The sequence below is a fragment of the Burkholderia puraquae genome (genome assembly GCF_002099195.1).
GTDB lineage: Bacteria > Pseudomonadota > Gammaproteobacteria > Burkholderiales > Burkholderiaceae > Burkholderia > Burkholderia puraquae.
In genome coordinates, this window is sequence record NZ_NBYX01000013.1 from 130,090 (window position 1) to 150,197 (window position 20,108).

Genomic DNA, 20,108 nt, shown 5'->3' on the forward strand with positions numbered 1-20,108 from the left:
GCGGGCGCTTCGGCCACGGCGGCCGGGGCGCCTTCGTATTGCGTCATCGCTGCATTCGCACGCTGACGATCCGCCACGGGCGTCACGCCAGCACGAGCGGCGGCAGCGCCGCATCCGCCCGTGCCTGTGCCCGTTCCACTTCCACCATCACATAGCGCCGCGCATCCGGCCACAGATGCGCGAGTCGTTCCGCATCCTCGTCGATCGTCGCGCGGCCCTGCACGAGCCAGGTCGTCTGGCGTACGAAATCGACGAATAGCAGCGCGATGGCCGGATTCACGAGCAGGTTGCCGATCGTGTTGAACAGGTTGTTGCCCGCGAAGTCGGGCAGCACGAGCGTGCAGCGGTCGGGCATGTCGACGAGCGGCTCGAACGAGCCGTCGGCGCGGGGCTGGCGGCCGCGGTACGAGCAGTCGCTGTTGCCTGCCGCGTCGGCGGTCGCGACGATCAGGAATGCCTGCTCGCGGATGAACGCGATGGCGTCGTCGGTCAGGGGGCCGCGGTCGTTCATGGTGTCGGTCGGCGCACACGCCGTTGCATGGGAATGCGCGATGCGCACGCAAGCGACATGCCACGCATCGCGGCCGGCATCCGCGCGGCGGCGTGCCTGCGTACTGTGGAAATTTCGAACACCGGCCCGGCTGCTGCGCAGTCGCGCTGTTCAGAATCGGTACACCCGCCGTGCTGCGTCGGTGAACACGGCATGGTGCGCGCGCGGACTGGCCGTCGTCGCGGTGCTCCCGTCCGGTTTGGCACGCATGTTGCGTAAACGGGTGCAGCGCAATCCAACCGGCGCTGTACTCACACAAGCACGATGAACAGGAGACATGTATGAACCCGTTTGACCTGAAGCAACTGGGCCTCGACGTCGAATACCCGTACCGTCAGCAGTACGACAACTACATCGGCGGCAAGTGGGTTCCGCCGGTGAAGGGCGAGTACTTCGAGAACGTGTCGCCGATCAACGGCCAGCCGTTCTGCCGCGTACCGCGCTCCGGTGCCGACGACATCGAGCTGGCGCTCGACGCCGCGCATGCCGCGCGCCGCAAGTGGGGCAAGACGTCGGTAGCCGAGCGCGCGAACCTGCTGCTCGCCGCCGCCGACCGGATGGAAAAGAACCTGAAGCTGCTGGCCGTGGCCGAGACGATCGACAACGGCAAGCCGCTGCGCGAGACGATGGCGGCCGACCTGCCGCTCGCGGTCGACCACTTCCGCTACTTTGCGGGCTGCATCCGCGCGCAGGAAGGCGGCATCTCCGAAATCGACGACAACACCGTCGCGTACCACTTCCACGAGCCGCTCGGCGTCGTCGGCCAGATCATCCCGTGGAACTTCCCGCTGCTGATGGCCGCGTGGAAGCTCGCGCCGGCGCTCGCGGCCGGCTGCTGCGTGGTGATGAAGCCGGCCGAGCAGACGCCCGCGTCGGTGCTGGTGCTGATGGAGCTGATCGGCGACCTGTTCCCGGCCGGCACGATCAACATCGTGAACGGCTTCGGCAAGGAAGCGGGCGAAGCGCTCGCGACCAGCAAGCGGATCGCGAAGATCGCGTTCACCGGCTCGACGCCGGTCGGCAAGCACATCCTGCGCGCGGCGGCCGACAGCCTCATCCCGTCGACGGTCGAACTGGGCGGCAAGAGCCCGAACATCTTCTTCGCCGACGTGCTCGACCAGGACGACGCGTTCCTCGACAAGGCGCTCGAAGGGCTCGCGATGTTCGCGCTGAACCAGGGCGAAGTGTGCACGTGCCCGTCGCGGATCCTGATCCAGGAATCGATCTACGAGAAGTTCATCGAGAAGGCCGTCGCGCGTGTCGAGCGCATCAAGGCCGGCCACCCGCTCGACCTGCAGACGATGATCGGCGCGCAGGCGTCGCAGCAGCAGCTCGACAAGATCCTGTCGTACATCGACATCGGTCGCGGCGAAGGCGCGCAATGCCTGACGGGCGGCGAGCGCATGGCGCCGGGCGCCGAACTCGGCACGGGCTACTACGTGAAGCCGACGATGCTGCTCGGCAACAACAAGATGCGCGTGTTCCAGGAAGAGATCTTCGGGCCGGTCGCGTCGGTGATGACGTTCAAGGACGAGCAGGACGCGATCGAACTCGCGAACGACACGTTCTACGGGCTCGGCGCGGGCGTGTGGACGCGCAACGGCACGCGCGCGTACCGGATGGGCCGCGAGGTCGAGGCCGGCCGCGTGTGGACCAACTGCTACCACCTGTACCCCGCGCACGCGGCGTTCGGCGGCTACAAGCAATCGGGGATCGGCCGCGAGACGCACAAGATGGCGCTGTCGAACTATCAGCAGACGAAGTGCTTGCTGGTGAGCTACCAGGCCGAGGCGCTCGGGTTCTTCTGATCGCCAGAACGGTGGCGAAGCGCCGGGGACGGCCGGTCGGCAGCGCAGCGCCGGCCGGACCGGTTGCCGACGGTGACGGGCGCGGTGTGCGCGTGGATGCGATGCGCCGACGCCGGTCATCCGGCACTTCGCCATTTTCGATTTCGACATTCGACCCCCGGCGCGGGCCGCGCATCGTCGCATCCCGCGCCGGAAACGATACCGGCAGTTGCATGCATGCGGCGGCAGGGTGCGCCGATACGTGCGACAGAATCCAGCATGGCAGAACTGTCCCGATCCTTTCCGCGCCACCCCGTGTTCCACGCGGGCGAACTCGACGCGCAGCATCGCTTCGGCGTGGCCGACGAAGCCGAGCGGATGAGCGACGTGGTGACGACGCGCGTGAGCATCGGCGTGCGGCAGTTCGTCGAGTCGCAGCCGTTCATGTTCGTCGGTACCGCATGCGGCGCGGGCCCATCGGTGACTTGCGACATCGTGCAGAGCATGCGTGACGCGAACGGCGATCTGCTGCCGGTCGTCCGCGTGATCGATACGAAGACGCTGCGGTTCGCGTTGCCCGTGCCCGGCGACGGTGGCCGGATCGACGCGGCAGCATGCGACGGCAGCGGCGTCGGGTTGCTGTTCGTCGACTTCGTGCGCGGCATCCGCTACCGGATCAACGGCCGCGCGACGCTGCGCGCCGATCTGCCGGCCGCGGACGCCGCGCCCTGGCCGGCCGGCAGCGCGATCGTCGAGCTGGCGGTTGCGCAGGCGTACGGCAACTGCGGCACGCGGGTCGCGCGGCTGAAGCCGGCCGGGTAGCCGGCAAAGGCGGGGCATCCGGCATGCGCGGTCGTCGCGCGGATCGCACCGGCAGCGTGCGCGGCACGCTGCCTTCGGGTGCGCCCGGATGGCGCGCACCGGCCGGGCAACGTGGAATGACGGGCCGTTCGCCGAACCGTGCGGTTCGGCACGGGACTTGCGTGACAGGCACGGTTCCGGGTAGGTGAGGGAGGACAGGATGGACCAACACGTGGCGTGCAGCGAAGAACCGACGGCCGAGGACACGCGGCGTAATGCGCAGGGCGACGATGCGCTGGCCGGGCAGGCGGTCGTCAGCGTCGCGCATGACGCCGACGAGCAGGCGCGCAACCTGATCGGCTGGCGGCAGACCTACGACCAGCTCGCGGCCGGCCGCTTCGTCGGCACGCTGACCGAGCTGCCGCTCGACACGATGAAGCTGTTTCGCGAATCGACGAGCCACCTGCTGCGCCAGGCGTGCGAGGTGCGCGGCGATGCGTACTGGTTCGGCATCCCGCTCGTGTGCGACGGCACCGCGCGCGTCGATGCGTGCCGCATCGGGCCCGGCGCGCTCGCGTTCCGGCCCGGCAACGTCGAATTCGAGCTGGTGACGCCCGCGCAGTTTTCGATCTACGGCGTCGTCGTGCGCGGCGACGTGCTGCGCCGCTATGCGGAAGAGGTCGAGCGCCGTGCGCTCGACGAGCGGGTGTTCACACAGCGCGTGATGCAGGTCGGCGCCGCGCGGCTCGCGCGCCTGTGCGCGCTGCTCGGCCGCCGGCTCGACGGGGCGGTGGCGATGGCCGGCCCGCTGGCCGACGCGCAGCGCGACGACCTGCAGGCCGAGGTGCTGGCTGCATTGTTCGATGTATGCGCACAACCGGCCGACGACGGCAGCGGCGGGGCGCCGTCGACGCGCCGCTGGATCGTCGACCAGGCGCGCGACTACGTGCTCGCGCACCGCACGCGCCCGGTCGGCGTGCCCGAGCTGTGCGAGCAGCTGCACGTGAGCCGGCGCACGCTGCAGTACTGCTTCCAGGACGTGCTCGGCATGGCGCCCGCCACCTATTTACGCACGCTGCGGCTGAACGGTGCGAGGCGCGATTTGTGCGGCCGCGCGGCCGGTTCGGTGCAGGACGTGGCGGAGGCGTGGGGTTTCTGGCATCTCAGCCAGTTCGCGACCGATTACCGGCGCTTGTTCGGCAAGCGGCCGTCGGAGACGCTGCGCGATCGCGCGGCAATGGTCACGGCGGGGTGAACGCGGGGGCAGCAGTCGAAGCCCGTTTGGCTCCGGCTCCGGCTCCGGCTCCGGCTCCGGCTCCGGCGCGGCCTGCGCGTGCGTGCCACGGCGCCTTCGGCCTCGCGGCTGGCGTTCGCTGCCGGTTTTCCTATGCGGCGGTGGCCGTGGCGTTGCGCGGCGCGGGCCAGGCCAGCGCGTCCCAGTCGATCGCCCGGTAGGCGGCTTCGACCGCCGCGAGATCGGCCGGCCGTTCGCTGCGATGCAGCCCGTGCAGTTCGGCCGGCAGGTCGAGCGCGACCGGCACGCAATGCGGATAGTCGCGCACGCGCAGCGCCGGCCCGATCGTCGTGAAGCACGCGAGCGTCGGCACGTCGAAACCGTCGGCGAGATGCAGCGCGGCCGTGTCGGGCGCGAACAGCAGGCCGGCACCCTTGACCCATGCAATGAACCGGGCCGTATCGCCGGCCGCATCGGCGCTTACGTCGACATAGGCGGGATGCGCGACGGGCCCGAACCCGGCCACCGGCAATCCGTAGCGTTGCGCGAGCTGCTCGACGAACGCTGCCCGCAGCGCAGGCGGCACGCTGCGCAACGCGGTGCTCGCGGTCGGGCAGAACAGTACGTACGGGCGCTGCCATGCCGCAGGCAACGCCGGCAGCGGCAGCCGTGCGAGCCAGCGGTTGCGCTTGGCCGACGCCGGTACCGATGCGGGGTCCACGCCGAGCGCATCGAGGAAGAAATCGATCATCGGCAGCCGCGCGAACGCGGGCCAGTACAGGTGATTGCCGACGTCGATGCACGGCGCGTCCGCCGGCAGCGCGTCGGCGGGGTACGGCAGCGCCCGCGACGGTGCGACGAGGTCGGCCGCGAGCGCATACAGCGCGTCGACATAGCGCGGCGCGCGGGCCGGCCGGTACAGCGTGAAGCGCAGGCCCGGGTGCGCTGCGCGCAGCGCGGCGAGGGCGGTGAGCCCGATCACCGAATCGCCGAGCGTGACGCCCATCGCGTTGATCACGTGCACGTGCCGTACGCCGTCATAGTCGAGCCGGAACGGCCGGTGCGCGGCGTGCAGCAGGCCGCGCGCGGGCGCGGCCGGCACATGGCCGACGGCACGCGCGCCGCCGTGCTCCAGGTCGTACGGCGCGACGAGCGTGCCGTCCGGTGCGAGCAGCGTACCGGGAAGCGTGAGCGCGTCGTCGTGCGACAGCGCGACGGCGAGCGGCGCGGCGTGCGTGTCCACCGTCATCCGCCGCGCGCGCGGCGGCCCTGTTCGCGGATCTGTTCGAGTGTCGCGGCCGGCGTGCTGGCGTCCTGCGGGATGCGGATCTCGATCAGCGCGGGTAGCCCGCAGGTCAGCGCGCGTTCGAGCGCGGGCGCGAAATCGGCGGTGCGCTCGACGGTCTCGCCATGCGCGCCGAACGCGCGCGCATACGCGGCGAAATCGGGATTCGTGAGCCCGGTGCCGTGCACGCGCCCTGGATAGTTACGCTCCTGATGCATGCGGATCGTACCGAAATGCCCGTTGTTGACGACGATCACGACGATGTTCAGCCCGTACTGCATCGCAGTGGCGAGCTCGTTGCCGGCCATCATGAAGCAGCCGTCGCCCGCGAGCGCGACGACGGCGCGCGACGGGTACAGCGACTTCGCCGCGAGCGCGGCGGGCACGCCGTAGCCCATCGCGCCGCTCGTCGGCGCGAGTTGCGAGCGGAAGTGCCGGTACGCGAAGTGGCGATGCAGCCAGATCGCATAGTTGCCGGCGCCGTTGGTGAGGATTGCGTCGTGCGGCAGGCGCTCGCGCAGCTGCACCATCACGTCGCCGAGCTGGACGTCGCCGGGCATCGGCAGCGGCGCATGCCATTCGCGATACGCGCGGTGCGCATCGGCGGCCGTGCCGGCCCAGGCGGGCCGCTCGGGCGGCTCGAGCGCGGCGAGCGGCGCGGCGATCTCGGGCATGCCGGACACGATCGGCAGGTCGGCCGCATACACGCGGCCGAGCTCGTCCGCGCCCTGGTGCACGTGGATCAGCGTCTGGCGTGTCTTCGGGATGTCGAGCAGCGTGTAGCCGCCGGTCGTCGCCTCGCCGAGGCGTGGCCCGATCACAAGTAGCAGGTCGGCGTCGCGGATGCGCTTCGCGAGCGCGGGGTTGATCCCGAGCCCGACGTCGCCCGCGTAGTTCGGGTGTGCGTTGTCGATCGTGTCCTGGTAGCGGAACGCACAGGCCACCGGCAACTGCCAGCGCTCGACGAAGGTGCGCAGGTTCGCGCACGCGTCGGGTGTCCAGCCGCTGCCGCCGACGATCGCGAACGGCCGTTCCGCGCGCACGAGCCGCTCGCGCAGTTCGTCGAGCTGCGCGGCCGACGGCGCGGCCGCGACGCGTTTCGCAGCCGGCACGACGGGCTGCGGCGCGCACGCTTCCGACAGCACGTCTTCCGGCAGCGCGAGCACGACCGGGCCCGGGCGGCCGGACGTCGCGACGTGGAACGCATGGCTCAGGTATTCGGGGAGGCGGCGCGGGTCGTCGATCTGCGCGACCCATTTCGCCATCTGGCCGAACATCCGCCGGTAGTCGATTTCCTGGAAGGCTTCGCGGTCGAGGTGCTCGCGCGCGCACTGGCCGACGAACAGGATCATCGGCGTCGAATCCTGGAACGCGGTGTGCACGCCGATCGACGCATGGGTCGCGCCGGGCCCGCGCGTGACGAACGCGATGCCGGGGCGGCCGGTCAGCTTGCCGACGGCCTCGGCCATGTTCGCGGCGGCGGCCTCGTGGCGGCAGACGACCGTCTGGATGCGCGCGGTGTCGTCCGCCAGCGCATCGAGTACGGCGAGGAAGCTCTCGCCCGGCACGCAGAACACGCGTTCGACGTGATTGGCGAGCAACGCATCGACGAGCAGTCGCGCGCCGGTGGTGGCGGGCTGCTCGAGATCCTTGGAATGCGACATGGGCTGCCGTCTCCCTGGGTAGCGGGACGTACAGCTTACGCCCGTTGACCGGGCGCTGAAAAGTGTCGGAACGAACAGGGTAACGGCGGCGCGCAGCGATGCGCACGCGCCGCCGTTACGGCATCAGCACTCGACGATATTGACCGCGAGCCCGCCGCGCGAGGTCTCCTTGTACTTGGTCTTCATGTCGGCGCCCGTCTCGCGCATCGTCTTGATCACGGAGTCGAGCGACACGTAGTGCGAGCCGTCGCCGCGCAGCGCCATGCGCGCCGCGTTGACCGCCTTCACCGATGCCATCGCGTTGCGCTCGATGCACGGGATCTGCACCATCCCGCCGACCGGGTCGCAGGTGAGGCCGAGGTTGTGTTCCATCCCGATCTCGGCCGCGTTCTCGACCTGCTGCGGCGTGCCGCCGAGCACGGCGGCGAGCGCGCCGGCCGCCATCGAGCACGCGACGCCCACTTCACCCTGGCAGCCGACTTCCGCACCCGAGATCGACGCATTGAGCTTGTAAAGAATACCGATCGCGGCGGCCGTCAGCAGGAAGTCGATCACGCCCTGCTCGTTTGCGCCGGGCGTGAAGCGCGTGTAGTAGTGCAGCACGGCCGGGATGATGCCGGCCGCGCCATTGGTCGGCGCGGTGACGACCCGGCCGCCGGCCGCGTTTTCCTCGTTGACCGCGATCGCGTACAGGTTGATCCAGTCGATCATCGACAGCGGATCCTGCAGCGCCCGCTCCGGGCTGCCCGTCAGCGTGCGGTACAACTGCGGCGCGCGGCGCTTGACCTGGAACGGGCCGGGCAGGTTGCCGTCGGCATCGGGGTTGCCGATCCCGCAGCCGCGCGACACGCACGACTGCATCACGGCCCAGATCTTCAGCAGGCCGTCGCGCGTTTCTTCCTCGGTGTGCCACGCGCGCTCGTTTTCCCACATCAGCTGCGCGATCGACTTGCCGGTCGACTCGGTCAGCGCGAGCAGCTCGGCGCCGGTGCGGAACGGGTGCGTCATCTGCTCGGCCGCGCTCAGCACCTTCGTGTTCGGTGCGCCGGCCGTCACGACGAAGCCGCCGCCGACCGACAGGTAGGTCCGTTCGACCAGCACGTTGCCGTTTGCGTCGCTCGCGCGCAGCTTCATCCCGTTCGGATGCTCGGGCAGCGCCTGGCGGTAGAACGCGATGTTCTCCTTCAGCACGAACGGCACCGGATGCGTGCCGAGCAGCGCGAGCTTCTTCGACTTGCGGACGTCTTCCAGCCGCGCGTCGATCGTGTCGGGATCGACGGTGTCGGGTGCGTCGCCGAGCAGGCCGAGCATCACGCCGCGGTCGGTGCCGTGGCCCTTGCCGGTCGCGCCGAGCGAGCCGTACAGTTCGACCTTCACGTGGGCCGTCGCGTCGAGCTGCCCGTCGCGCTCGAGGCCCTGGACGAACATCAGCGCCGCGCGCATCGGCCCGACCGTATGCGAACTGGACGGACCGATACCGATCTTGAAGAGGTCAAAGACGCTGACTGCCATGTTGATTCCTGCCTTGCTATAAGAATGATGCTAGCGCGCCTGCAACGGCAGGCACGCGGCGAGCCATGCGGGCGGCGTTGGGGAAAGCTGCTGCGCGACGCGGGCATAGCGCCCGTCGAGCCGCGCGGCCAGATGAAAGAGTTCGGTGGCGTTTTTCGGGTCCCACTGCCCCGTGTAGCCCGGCAGGCCTGCCTCGCGGCGCTTCGCGTCGAACGGCACCGGCGAATTCACGAATTCCTCGTGCGTCTTCTCGCCGAGCGCGTACGGCACGAGCCAGTCGAGCGCGGCCGCGAGCGTTGCGCCGTTCGCGCCCCGTTCGCGCAGCCAGTTGCGGTTGAAGCGGCGCGCGGCGAGCGCGGCCGTCACCAGCGGCTGCAGGTCGTAGACCGCATAGTGCAGCGCATCGCGTTCCTCGAAGTCCCAGGTCTTGCCGTCCGGGCCGATGTTGTCGGCGAGATGCTCGACGAACAGCCGCTGCGCGGCGTTCATCATCTTGCGATCGCCGAGCGTGAACGCGGACAGCGCGATCAGCTTGATCCGGTGGCTCTGCCAGTTGTTGCGCCACGTGCCGGTGAGCGGGCGCTTCTGCGCGTCGATCTGCGCGACATAGCCGGCGCCGAGCTTCGCGATGAACGCGGCCGTCGCATTGCGGGTCTTCACCGGCAGCGCGCTCGCCGTCATGTCGTACGCGACGATCAGGCTGTCGAAGCGCGTCTCGTCGATCGGGTTGAAACTCGGCTGGTAGGTCGAGACCCACGCGGACAGGAAGCGGTCGACGAGCTGCAGGTAGCGCGGCGCGTTCGTCACGCGCCACGCGAGCGCGGCATCGCGCATCAGGTCGAGATCCTTCAGCGCGTCGGCGCTCTGGTCGTAGATGCCTTCGTGCGGCAGCGTGCCCTCGGTATGCACGCGCGCCATCGCCTTCGGCTGCTCGCCGATGCGCGCGTCGACGCTGCGGATCAGTGCCTGGACGCCCGGCTCGGCCTGCGTCGTCTCGCTCGCCTGCAGTGCCGGCGCCGCGCAGAAATTCATCGCCGCGCGCGCGCTGCCGGACGCGCCGAGGCCGGCGGCGGCAAACGACAGCGACGCAACGAGCATCGGCACGAAGCGGCGCGTGCGCGGCCGCCTTTGCATTGCACCATGGCCCGGAAACATCGGACGCACCATGCGGAACTCCTTCATTGGCTGGATCGCGTGTGATGTTAGCCGGATTGGCGGACGAACGTGAACCGGTTCGAGCGGCGAACAAAAAAACCGCACGCAACCCCGGGTTGCGTGCGGTGTGCTCACAATCGATCGGCTCCTGGCCTGGCGCGCGTTATGCGTATTCCGACATCGGCACGCACGAGCAGAACAGGTTGCGGTCGCCGTAGACGTTGTCCGCGCGGCCGACCGGCGGCCAGTACTTGTTCGTGCCGAGCGACGCGACCGGGTACGCGGCCTGCTCGCGCGAGTACGCGTGCGGCCATTCGTTCGCGGTGACGACGGCCGCCGTGTGCGGGGCGTGACGCAGCGGGTTGTCCTCGCGGTCGGCGCGGCCTTCCTCGACCGCGCGGATTTCGTCGCGGATTGCGATCATCGCGGCGATGAAGCGGTCGAGTTCCTCCTGCGATTCCGATTCGGTCGGCTCGACCATCAGCGTGCCCGGCACCGGGAAGCTCATCGTCGGCGCGTGGAAGCCGTAGTCCATCAGGCGCTTCGCGACGTCGTCGACGGTGATGCCGCTCGATTCCTTGATCGGACGCAGGTCGAGAATGCACTCGTGCGCGACCAGCCCGCCCGGGCCCGAATACAGCACCGGGTAGTGCGGCGCGAGGCGCTTCGCGATGTAGTTCGCGTTGAGGATCGCGGTTTCCGTCGCGGCGGTCAGGTTCTTCGCGCCCATCATCGCGATGTACATCCACGAGATCGGCAGGATCGACGCCGAGCCGTACGGGGCGGCCGATACCGCGCCGATGCCGTCTTCTTCGCGCGTGTAGCCGGTCGAACGCTGGTTCGGCAGGAACTTCGCGAGGTGCGCGCCGACCGCGACCGGGCCGACGCCCGGGCCGCCGCCGCCGTGCGGGATGCAGAAGGTCTTGTGCAGGTTCAGGTGCGACACGTCGCCGCCGAACTGGCCCGGCGCGGTCAGGCCGACCATCGCATTCATGTTCGCGCCGTCGACGTACACCTGGCCGCCGTGCGCATGGACGATCTCGCAGATCTCGCGGACGTTCTGCTCGAACACGCCGTGCGTCGACGGATACGTGATCATGATTGCCGCGAGGTCCTTCGCGTGCTCGTCGGCCTTCGCCTTGAGATCAGCGATATCGACGTTGCCCTGCGCGTCGCATGCAACGACCACGACCTTCATGCCGGCCATGTGCGCGGATGCCGGGTTCGTGCCGTGCGCGGACGCCGGGATCAGGCACACGTCGCGGTGGGCTTCGCCGCGCGATGCGTGGTAGGCGTGAATGATCAGCAGGCCCGCGTACTCGCCCTGCGAGCCCGCGTTCGGCTGCAGCGACACGGCCGCGTAGCCGGTGGCCGCGACGAGCATCTGTTCGAGCTGGTCGATCATCTCGCGGTAGCCGACGGTCTGGTCGGCCGGCGCGAACGGGTGGATGCCGCCGAATTCGGGCCACGTGACGGGCAGCATTTCCGACGTTGCGTTCAGCTTCATCGTGCACGAACCGAGCGGGATCATCGAGCGGTCGAGCGCGAGATCCTTGTCCGACAGGCTGCGCAGGTAGCGCAGCATTTCGGTTTCGGAATGGTGGCGGTTGAACACGTGGTGCGTCAGGTACGCACTCGTGCGCTCGAGGCCGGCCGGCAGCGCGGCGACGCCGGCGAGGCCCGCGTCCAGCGCGTCGACGGCCGGCGCGGTGCCGCCCGCGGCTTGCGCGAACACGGCGAGGAGATCGGCGAGGTCGTCGCGCGTCGTCGTTTCGTCGACCGATACGCCGACCCGCGTGTCGCTCACGCGGCGCAGGTTGATGCGCTTCGCCTTCGCGAATTCGTGAACCTGCGCGGTGCGTGCGCCGGTGTCGATCGTCAGCGTGTCGAAGAACGTGTCGTTGACGGTCGCGAAGCCGAGCTGCTTCACGCCGGCGGCGAACAGCGCCGCGATGCGATTCACGCGCAGCGCGATCGTCTTCAGGCCGTGCGGGCCGTGGTAGACCGCGTACATGCTGGCCATGATCGCGAGCAGCGCCTGCGCGGTACACACGTTCGACGTCGCCTTCTCGCGGCGGATGTGCTGTTCGCGCGTCTGCAGCGCGAGGCGCAGCGCGGGCTTGCCTTGCGCGTCGACCGTCACGCCGACGAGGCGGCCCGGCATCTGGCGCTTGAATTCGTCACGCACCGCGAGATACGCGGCGTGCGGGCCGCCGAAGCCCATCGGCACGCCGAAGCGCTGCGTGTTGCCGATCGCGACGTCCGCACCCCAGTCGCCGGGCGGCGTGAGCACGGTCAGCGCGAGCAGGTCGGCCGCGACGACCACGTGGCCGCCGGCCGCGTGGATCGCTTCGGTGAGCGCGCGGTAGTCGCGCACGTCGCCGTTCACGCCCGGGTATTGCAGCAGCACGCCGAACGCATTCGATTGGGCAGCATCGGCCGCCGGGCCGGTCTTGACCTCGATGCCGACCGGCAGCGCGCGCGTGCGGATCACTTCGAGCGTTTGCGGCAGCACGTCATCGGCGACGTAGAACACGTTCGACGCCGGCTTGCCGGTGCGCTGCAGCAGCGTCATCGCTTCGGCGGCGGCGGTGGCTTCATCGAGCAGCGACGCGTTCGAGATCGCGAGGCCCGTGAGGTCGGCGACCATCTGCTGGAAGTTCAGGAGCGCTTCGAGGCGGCCCTGGGAAATTTCGGGCTGGTACGGCGTGTAGGCCGTGTACCACGCCGGGTTTTCGAGCACGTTGCGCAGGATCACGGCCGGCGTGTGCGTGTCGTGATAGCCCTGGCCGATATACGAGCGGAACACCTGGTTCTTGTCCGCGAGGGCACGCAGCGCGGCGAGGGCTTCGGCCTCGCTCTTCGGCTGCGCGAACGGGCCGAGCGGCAGCGTTTCGGCGCGGCGGATCGAGGCCGGGATCACGGCGTCGATCAGGGCGGCGCGCGACGCGAAGCCGAGCGTGTCGAGCATGGCCTGCTGGCTGGCGGCATCGGGGCCGATGTGGCGTTCGGCGAACGCGTCGTGCGTTTCGAGCGCGGCGAGCGAGAGGGGCGTGCGGTTCATCAGACGGTCCGGGTGTTCGAGCTTCATGGCGTGACTCTGGTCCCGCACGGGCCGGCTGGCCGGCCGCGCGCGGTTCGGGTAAGGAAAATTAGTCGATCAGCTTGCCGTATGCGTCGGCGTCGATCAGCTTGTCGGTCGATGCGCCGTCCGCGAGCTTGATCTTGAAGAGCCACACGCCGTATGCGTCGCTGTTCACTTCTTCCGGCGAGTCGGCGGCTTCTTCGTTGATGGCGATGATCTCGCCGGACACCGGCGAGTAGATGTCGGATGCCGCCTTCACCGATTCGACGACGCCGACTGCGTCGCCTGCGCTCACCGACTTGCCGACTGCCGGCAGCTCGAGGAAGACGATGTCGCCGAGCGTGCTCTGCGCGTGATCGGTGATGCCGACCGTCAGCGTGCCGTCGGCTTCGGTGCGGATCCACTCGTGTTCGTCGGTGTACTTCAGATCGGCCGGGACGTTGCTCATCGGATGCTCCTGGATAAAAGGTATGTTCGTTATGCTGGCGCGCCGCCTGGGCGCGCCGGATGGGGTTGCGCCGGGCGCCATTTCCCGGCTTGCCGGGAGGTGGTCCCCCGGTCGTTACGCAGCGAGGACCTTGCCGTTGCGCACGAACGGCAGTTTTACCACGCGCGCGGGAAGATTCTTGTCTCGAATTTGCACCTGGACCAGGTCGCCGATCTGGACGGCCGCCGGCACGCGCGCGAACGCGATCGATTCCTGCATCGACGGCGAGAACGTGCCGCTCGTGATCTCGCCTTCGCCGTGCGGCGTGACGACCTTCTGGTGCGCGCGCAGCACGCCGCCCGCCTTGCCGTTTTCCTTCTGCAGGATCAGGCCGACGAACGCGGCGCGGGTGCCGTTGGCTTCCAGTGCGGCGCGGCCGACGAAGTCGCGCGGCGCGGAGAGGTCGACCGTCCACGCGAGGCCCGCGTCGAGCGGCGAGACGGTGTCGTCCATGTCCTGGCCGTACAGGTTCATGCCGGCCTCGAGGCGCAGCGTGTCGCGCGCGCCGAGCCCGCACGGGCGCACGCCGTTTTGCTGCAGCGCGTTCCACAGCGCTTCGACGTGCACGGCCGGGACGATCACTTCGAAACCGTCTTCACCGGTATAGCCGGTGCGCGCGACGGTGAGATCGCCGAACGGCGTGCCGGCGACCTGCGCGGCGTTGAACGGCTTCAGCTCGCTCGTCGCGGCACGCGCGGCGGGCACGGTCGACCAGGCCTTTTCGCGAGCGTTCGGGCCCTGTACGGCGACGATCGCGAAATCGCGGCGCGGTGCGATCGTGACGCCGAAGCCGCCTTGCTCGTTCAGCTGGTTGAACCACGCGATGTCTTTCTCGGCCGTGCCGGCGTTGACGACGACGCGGAAGAATTCTTCGGTGAAGTAGTAGACGATCAGGTCGTCGATGACGCCGCCCTGCGGATTGAGCAGGCACGAGTAGAGTGCCTTGCCGGGCGTCTTGAGCTTGCCGACGTTGTTCGCGATCGCATGCTCGAAGAATGCGCGCACGCGGCTGCCGGTGAAATCGACCACGCACATGTGCGACACGTCGAACATGCCGGCGTCGGTGCGCACGGCTTCATGTTCTTCGATCTGCGAGCCGTAGTTGACGGGCATGTCCCAGCCGCCGAAGTCGACCATGCGGGCATTGAGCGCGCGGTGCGCGGCGTTGAGCGGGGTGTGATTCAGTGCAGTCATCGAGGCCTCAGGCAAGGCGCTTGCGCGCGGATCAGAACGGCCATGTGCCGACCACCGCGGCCGACGGCCTGCGAGCGATCCGGTACATGCCCCTCTGTCCTCGATACCTGAGAGATTGCGCTGCCGGCAAAGCCTGGCGAACGCGCGCCCCTTCGGTGGGCAGCTTGCCCGCGCAGCCGATGCGCTGCGGGCTACTGCCGCTCTCCAGAGTGCGGGGAGTCGTGTGGCCCGCGCAATGCGCGGACGGGATTCCCCGACGCGGTCGGTCCTTTTGCCTGAGAGTTTGCGGGTGTGCCCCTTCGGCGGCGCAACCGGTGCTGAAACAGCACGGCTACACGCTCTCCCGACGCGTGCGGGCGACTGTACGCGAGCGGGTGGGCCTTGTCAATTTGGGCAAAAAAATGTCGCTTCGCGACAAGCGGCGGCAACCGGTGCCGCCGCTTGTCCGCTCCGGCGGGTGCCGGTGCGTTACTCGCCGATCGCGCGTGCGGCCGTGTCGAGTTCCTGGTTCAGCACGCGCTGCTCGTCGCCCGACAGGCCGCCGCTGTGCTGCGCGGACATGTCGTTCGCTTCCTGGCGGATCACGTCGAGGCGGTGGTGAAGCTGCGCGCCGTACGGCGGCGGGTAGTAGCCGCCGTTCACGCGCGCGTCGATGCGGCGGTGCAGGTTGTCGATCCGGCCCTGGATCTGCTGCATCCGCTCGTTTGCGACGACCTGCGGATTTGGCCGCGGCGGGGGCGCCGGGCGGACCGGCTGCTGCGGCTGCACGATACAGGCCGCAAGCGAGGAAACCAGGACGCAGCACGCTGCCGCGCGAATCAACCGTTGCATCAACATTCTCCTGACGGATTGGTGTCGGATCGACTTTTTTGAGAAACGCGTCAGACCGGTCGGACGCTGACTTTCGTTCCCTCGGCATTTGTAACCGAATGTTCCGGTTGATCCGGGGGCACGTGCGCCAGCCGGCCGCCACCGGCCGGCGCGCGGTGTCAGATCGTGCGACGCACGAACGGCAGCCGGCGGCCGTCGTGCTCGCTCTGTGCGGCGAGCTCGATGATCGTCATCACGTCGACGGCGTCCTGCGGCGTGACCGGGAACGGCGCGCCGTCGCGGATCGACGCGGCGAGCGCGCGATAGAACTCCGCGTACTGGCCGTCGAGCGTCGGCACCGGGCGCTCGACCTCGACTTCGCCGTCGAGCACGCGCAGCAGGCCGGGCGGGTTGCCGCCGCCGAATTCGACGTCGTCCGCGGTGAGGCCGGCCTTGAGCTGGTCCTCCTGCGTGTCGAGCCCGAACTTCTGGTAGCTGCCGCGCGTGCCGTGCAGCGTGAAGCGCGCGGGCTCGATCGCCGACAGCGCGCTCGCGTGCAGCATGACATCCTTGTCCGGATAGCCGAGCTGCAGATGCACGAAATCCGGCGCCGTGCCGTTGTCGCGGCGCGTCTTGACGGTCGCGCCGACCGTTTCCGGCAGGCCGAACAGCGCGAGCGCCTGGTCGATCAGGTGCGGGCCGAGGTCGAGCAGGAGGCCGCCGCCGCGGGCGGGCTCCTCGCGCCAGCGCGTGCGCGGCGTCGGCCGGAAGCGGTCGAAGTGCGACGCGAAACAGGTCAGCCGGCCGAGCTCGCCCGATTCGACGATGCGGCGCACGGTGAGGAAATCGCCGTCCCAGCGGCGGTTGTGAAACGGTGCGAACAGCCGGCTGCGTGCGTTCGCGAGCCGCGCGAGCGCGAGCGCTTCGTCGGCGGTGAGCGTGACGGGCTTGTCGACCACCACGTGGCGGCCGGCTTCGAGCACTTGGCGCGCGAGCGCGAAGTGTGTGTCGTTCGGCGTGGCGATCACCACGCACTCGATGTCGTCGAGGCCGAGCAGCGTGTCGAGATCGGGGACGACGCGTGCGCCCGGATACGCAGCCTGCGCGCGATCGGGCTGACCCGTCGCGATCGCGGCGACTTCAGTGCGGCCGCTCGTGGCGATCACGGGCGCGTGAAACGTCGCGCCGGCGAAACCGAAACCCATCAAACCAATCCTGAGCAATGACGACATGGCAATCCCTGGCTGCGAAGGAAACTAAAGGACGGTGCGCCGAGACGGCGCGAAGACGATCGGCTATTTTGGCATGGCGTCGCCCGTTGCACCGGCGCGTTTGGGCGAAACGCGCGGTGCGATGCGGCGCTTGCGCAAGGAACGCCGGCATTTTGCGCGGGCCTGCGTGCCGCGCGCGCAGTGAGCCGCCGGCACACGGGGGCCATGTCGCGTCAAGCGGCCGCCCGCTGCCGCACGGCGGCGGCGACCTGCGCGGCCCACACGGCGCAGGCGGCTTCGCCGGGGTGGAAGCCGTCGGTGGCCATCAGGTGGCGCTGGAGCGGCAGCTCGACGCGCAGGAACGTGCAGTGCGGCTGCGTGGCGGCCCACCCGGCGAGCGCCGTGTTGAGCCGCTTCGCGCGCAGCCCGAGATACCACGCGAGCGGTTGCGGCAGCGCCGGAAAGCGCTCCATCGGCGGCACCGCCGACAGGATCGCGTGCCCGACCTGGAAGCGCGTGGCGAGCAGCCGGACGAGCTCGGCCTGCTGCGTCTGCCAGCGGGCTGGCGGCACGCCGCCCGTCACGTCGTTGACGCCGAGCGACGTGACGGCCACGTCGAACGGCTCGGCCGGCTCGGCGGCGAGCCAGTCGACGAGTTCCCGCGTGGTCAGGCCCGTGCGCGCGAGCAGCTTCCAGCTCACGCGGTGGGTGGCTGCGAGCGCGTTCGCCAGTTGCCCGGACAGCGCGTCGCGCTGCGTCGCGACGCCGACGCCCGCGGCGGCCGAATCGCCGACCACCAGTACGCGCAGCGGCGGGCCGTCGCCCGCCACGCCGTCGCGCGGGCCGGCCGCCTCAGGCAGCCGCGGCGTGACGCGGCGCACGTAGCGCCCCTGTGCGAATAGCAGCGGGCCGAGGGCGGCGGTGGCGAACGGGTATCCCATGATGTCGATCCGGTAGCGGTTCAGGTGGGGCAAACGGGCTGGCGCGGGGCGGTGCCGGGTGGACATATTGTGGCCGATCGGGGCGCGAACGGGGCCGGATTGGCCGGACGGACAGGGGGGCGGCCGGCCAATCCGGCCCGCACGGCCCCGTCCGGCGGCGCTCCCGAAAAGTATGCCGCCGACGTGTTAACATGCGCGTCCTGCCTGCGTGTCCGCCTGCTTCGCCAGCCTGCTGCGCACGGCATCCTCCCGGCGTTCCGCCGTCAACCGCAACACCATCCGCCATCATGTCCGCAGGCCTCAATCCCGCCCAGAACGAAGCGGTGCGCTACCTCGACGGTCCCTGTCTCGTGCTCGCCGGTGCGGGCAGCGGCAAGACCCGCGTGATCACGCAGAAGATCGCGCACCTGATCGAAGCGAAAGGCTTCGAGCCGCGCCACATCGCCGCCGTCACGTTCACGAACAAGGCGGCCGCCGAAATGCGCGAGCGCGTGTCGAAGCTGCTCGAGGGCAAGACGCTCACCACGCCCGGCAAGGAAGGCCGCAAGGTGCCCGTCAACCAGCTCACCGTCTGCACGTTCCACTCGCTCGGCGTACAGATCCTGCGCCAGGAGGCCGAGCACGTCGGCCTGAAGCCGCAGTTCTCGATCATGGATTCGGACGATTGCTTCGGGATGATCCAGGAGCAGATCGGCACCACCGACAAGGGCCTGATCCGCAAGATCCAGAGCACCATCTCGCTGTGGAAGAACGGCCTGATCATGCCCGAGGAGGCGATGACGATCGCGGCCAACGAGGACGAGCACCAGGCCGCGCTGGTCTACCGCAACTACGTCGCGACGCTGCATGCGTACCAGGCGGTCGACTTCGACGACCTGATCCGCCTGCCCGCCGAGCTGTTCGCGAAGAACGAGCAGGTGCGCGACCGCTGGCAGAACAAGCTGCGCTACCTGCTGATCGACGAGTACCAGGACACCAACGCGTGCCAGTACGAGCTGCTGAAGCTGCTCGCCGGCCCGCGCGCGGCGTTCACCGCGGTGGGCGACGACGACCAGGCGATCTACGGCTGGCGCGGCGCGACGCTCGAGAACCTCGCGCAGCTCGGCAAGGATTTCCCGAAGCTGCACCTGGTCAAGCTCGAACAGAACTACCGGTCGACGGTGCGCATCCTTACCGCCGCGAACAACGTGATCGAGAACAACCCGAAACTGTTCGAGAAGAAGCTGTGGTCCGAGCACGGGATGGGCGATTCGATTACCGTCACGCCGTGCAATGACGAGGAGCATGAAGCCGAATCGGTCGTGTTCCGGCTGTCCGCACACAAGTTCGAGCGGCGCGCGCAGTTCCGCGACTACGCGATTCTTTATCGCGGCAACTTCCAGGCGCGGATCTTCGAGCAGGTGCTGCGGCGCGAGCGGATTCCGTACGTGCTGTCGGGCGGCCAGTCGTTCTTCGACAAGGCCGAGATCAAGGATCTGTGCGCGTATCTGCGGCTGATCGCGAACGCCGACGACGATCCCGCGTTCATCCGCGCGGTCACCACGCCGCGCCGCGGGATCGGCAACACGACGCTCGAGGCGCTCGGCTCGTTCGCGGGCCAGGCGAAGGTGTCGCTGTTCGAGGCCGTGTACATGGGCGGGATCGAGGCGCGGCTGTCGGCGCGGCAGGTCGAGCCGCTGCGGATGTTCTGCGACTTCATCCAGCGCCTGACCGAGCGCGCGGACAAGGATCCTGCCACCGCCGTGCTCGACGACATGATGGAGGCGATCCACTACGAGGCGTACCTGTACGACGCGTTCGACGAGCGGCAGGCGCAGTCGAAGTGGCAGAACGTACTCGAATTCCTCGAGTGGCTGAAGCGCAAGGGCACCAAGCCCGAGACGGAGGCTGTCGACGGTGAGGCGGAAGGCTTCCACAACGCGGACGGCCTCGCCGATACGGGCAAGAACCTGCTCGGCCTGATCCAGACCGTCGCGCTGATGTCGATGCTCGAGGGCAAGGACGAGGATCCCGACGCGGTGCGGCTGTCGACCGTCCATGCGTCGAAGGGGCTCGAGTATCCGCACGTGTTCCTGGTCGGCGTCGAGGAGGGCATCATGCCGCACCGCGGCGGCTCCGAGGACGACGGCCCGATCGACAGCGAGCGGATCGAGGAGGAGCGCCGGCTGATGTACGTCGCGATCACGCGCGCGCAGCGCAGCCTGCACCTGAACTGGTGCAAGAAGCGCAAGCGGGCGCGCGAGACGGTCGTGTGCGAGCCGTCGCGCTTCATCCCTGAGATGGGGCTCGACGAGGCGCCGCCGCCCACGCCGGAAGAGGCGCCGATGTCGCCGAAGGATCGGCTCGCGAGCCTGAAGGCATTGCTGCAGAAGTGACGCGGCACTGCCGCCGG

Annotated in this window: 15 protein-coding genes and 2 riboswitches; of the genes, 4 read left to right on the forward strand and 11 right to left on the reverse strand. The window is 69.2% G+C overall.

The features are described from left to right. Positions 1 to 82: 82 nt before the first annotated feature. Entirely contained in the window at positions 83 to 559 is a 477-nt protein-coding gene (locus B7G54_RS23895; RefSeq protein ID WP_341866389.1) for a pyridoxamine 5'-phosphate oxidase family protein, read from the reverse strand. A 272-nt stretch (positions 560 to 831) separates the two neighbouring features. Between B7G54_RS23895 and exaC the strand changes: the two genes are divergently transcribed. From exaC to B7G54_RS23910, 3 genes are all read left to right on the forward strand, one after another. Further along, positions 832 to 2,358, forward strand: coding sequence for an acetaldehyde dehydrogenase ExaC (exaC, locus tag B7G54_RS23900; protein WP_085041313.1), 1,527 nt, complete (start codon positions 832 to 834; stop codon positions 2,356 to 2,358). Positions 2,359 to 2,616: 258 nt separating this feature from the next. Then, a complete protein-coding gene (locus tag B7G54_RS23905; protein WP_085041314.1) occupies positions 2,617 to 3,159 on the forward strand; it encodes a hypothetical protein in 543 nt (180 codons plus the stop codon). Between the two features lie 199 nt (positions 3,160 to 3,358). Beyond that, entirely contained in the window at positions 3,359 to 4,393 is a 1,035-nt protein-coding gene (locus B7G54_RS23910; RefSeq protein ID WP_085041315.1) for a helix-turn-helix domain-containing protein, read from the forward strand. A gap of 130 nt (positions 4,394 to 4,523) precedes the next feature. On the opposite strand, the gene B7G54_RS23915 is transcribed toward B7G54_RS23910, so the two are convergent. From B7G54_RS23915 to B7G54_RS23960, 10 genes are all read right to left on the reverse strand, one after another. Continuing rightward, positions 4,524 to 5,621, reverse strand: a complete 1,098-nt coding sequence (locus tag B7G54_RS23915) for a glycosyltransferase family protein (RefSeq protein WP_085041316.1) — start codon at positions 5,619 to 5,621, stop codon at positions 4,524 to 4,526. Then, entirely contained in the window at positions 5,618 to 7,321 is a 1,704-nt protein-coding gene (locus B7G54_RS23920) for a thiamine pyrophosphate-binding protein (RefSeq protein WP_085041317.1), read from the reverse strand. The genes B7G54_RS23915 and B7G54_RS23920 overlap by 4 nt, the downstream gene beginning before the upstream one ends. Positions 7,322 to 7,444: 123 nt before the next feature. Continuing rightward, complete coding sequence (locus B7G54_RS23925) at positions 7,445 to 8,833, reverse strand: L-serine ammonia-lyase (protein ID WP_085041318.1); 1,389 nt, start codon at positions 8,831 to 8,833, stop codon at positions 7,445 to 7,447. Positions 8,834 to 8,863: 30 nt separating this feature from the next. Next, positions 8,864 to 10,000 (reverse strand): alginate lyase family protein, encoded by a 1,137-nt coding sequence (locus tag B7G54_RS23930; protein WP_085041401.1) that lies wholly within the window; start codon positions 9,998 to 10,000, stop codon positions 8,864 to 8,866. A 151-nt stretch (positions 10,001 to 10,151) separates the two neighbouring features. Continuing rightward, positions 10,152 to 13,079 carry an aminomethyl-transferring glycine dehydrogenase gene (gene gcvP / locus B7G54_RS23935; protein ID WP_085041319.1) on the reverse strand — a complete coding sequence of 976 codons (2,928 nt, stop codon included), beginning with the start codon at positions 13,077 to 13,079 and terminating at the stop codon, positions 10,152 to 10,154. A 61-nt stretch (positions 13,080 to 13,140) separates the two neighbouring features. Continuing rightward, positions 13,141 to 13,521: a glycine cleavage system protein GcvH gene (gene gcvH, locus B7G54_RS23940; protein ID WP_006754103.1), complete on the reverse strand. Its 381-nt coding sequence runs from the start codon at positions 13,519 to 13,521 to the stop codon at positions 13,141 to 13,143. Positions 13,522 to 13,635: 114 nt separating this feature from the next. Next, complete coding sequence (gene gcvT, locus B7G54_RS23945) at positions 13,636 to 14,754, reverse strand: glycine cleavage system aminomethyltransferase GcvT (RefSeq protein ID WP_085041320.1); 1,119 nt, start codon at positions 14,752 to 14,754, stop codon at positions 13,636 to 13,638. 84 nt (positions 14,755 to 14,838) lie between these two features. Then, positions 14,839 to 14,972, reverse strand: a riboswitch (glycine riboswitch). 35 nt (positions 14,973 to 15,007) lie between these two features. Then, positions 15,008 to 15,110: riboswitch (glycine riboswitch) on the reverse strand. Between the two features lie 112 nt (positions 15,111 to 15,222). Beyond that, a complete protein-coding gene (locus tag B7G54_RS23950) occupies positions 15,223 to 15,585 on the reverse strand; it encodes a hypothetical protein (RefSeq protein WP_027788671.1) in 363 nt (120 codons plus the stop codon). A gap of 158 nt (positions 15,586 to 15,743) precedes the next feature. Next, positions 15,744 to 16,796 (reverse strand): oxidoreductase, encoded by a 1,053-nt coding sequence (locus tag B7G54_RS23955; protein ID WP_085041321.1) that lies wholly within the window; start codon positions 16,794 to 16,796, stop codon positions 15,744 to 15,746. A gap of 212 nt (positions 16,797 to 17,008) precedes the next feature. After that, positions 17,009 to 17,716, reverse strand: a complete 708-nt coding sequence (locus B7G54_RS23960; RefSeq protein WP_085041322.1) for an SGNH/GDSL hydrolase family protein — start codon at positions 17,714 to 17,716, stop codon at positions 17,009 to 17,011. A gap of 287 nt (positions 17,717 to 18,003) precedes the next feature. Between B7G54_RS23960 and B7G54_RS23965 the strand changes: the two genes are divergently transcribed. Then, positions 18,004 to 20,091, forward strand: coding sequence for a UvrD-helicase domain-containing protein (locus B7G54_RS23965; RefSeq protein ID WP_085041323.1), 2,088 nt, complete (start codon positions 18,004 to 18,006; stop codon positions 20,089 to 20,091). Positions 20,092 to 20,108: the final 17 nt, after the last annotated feature.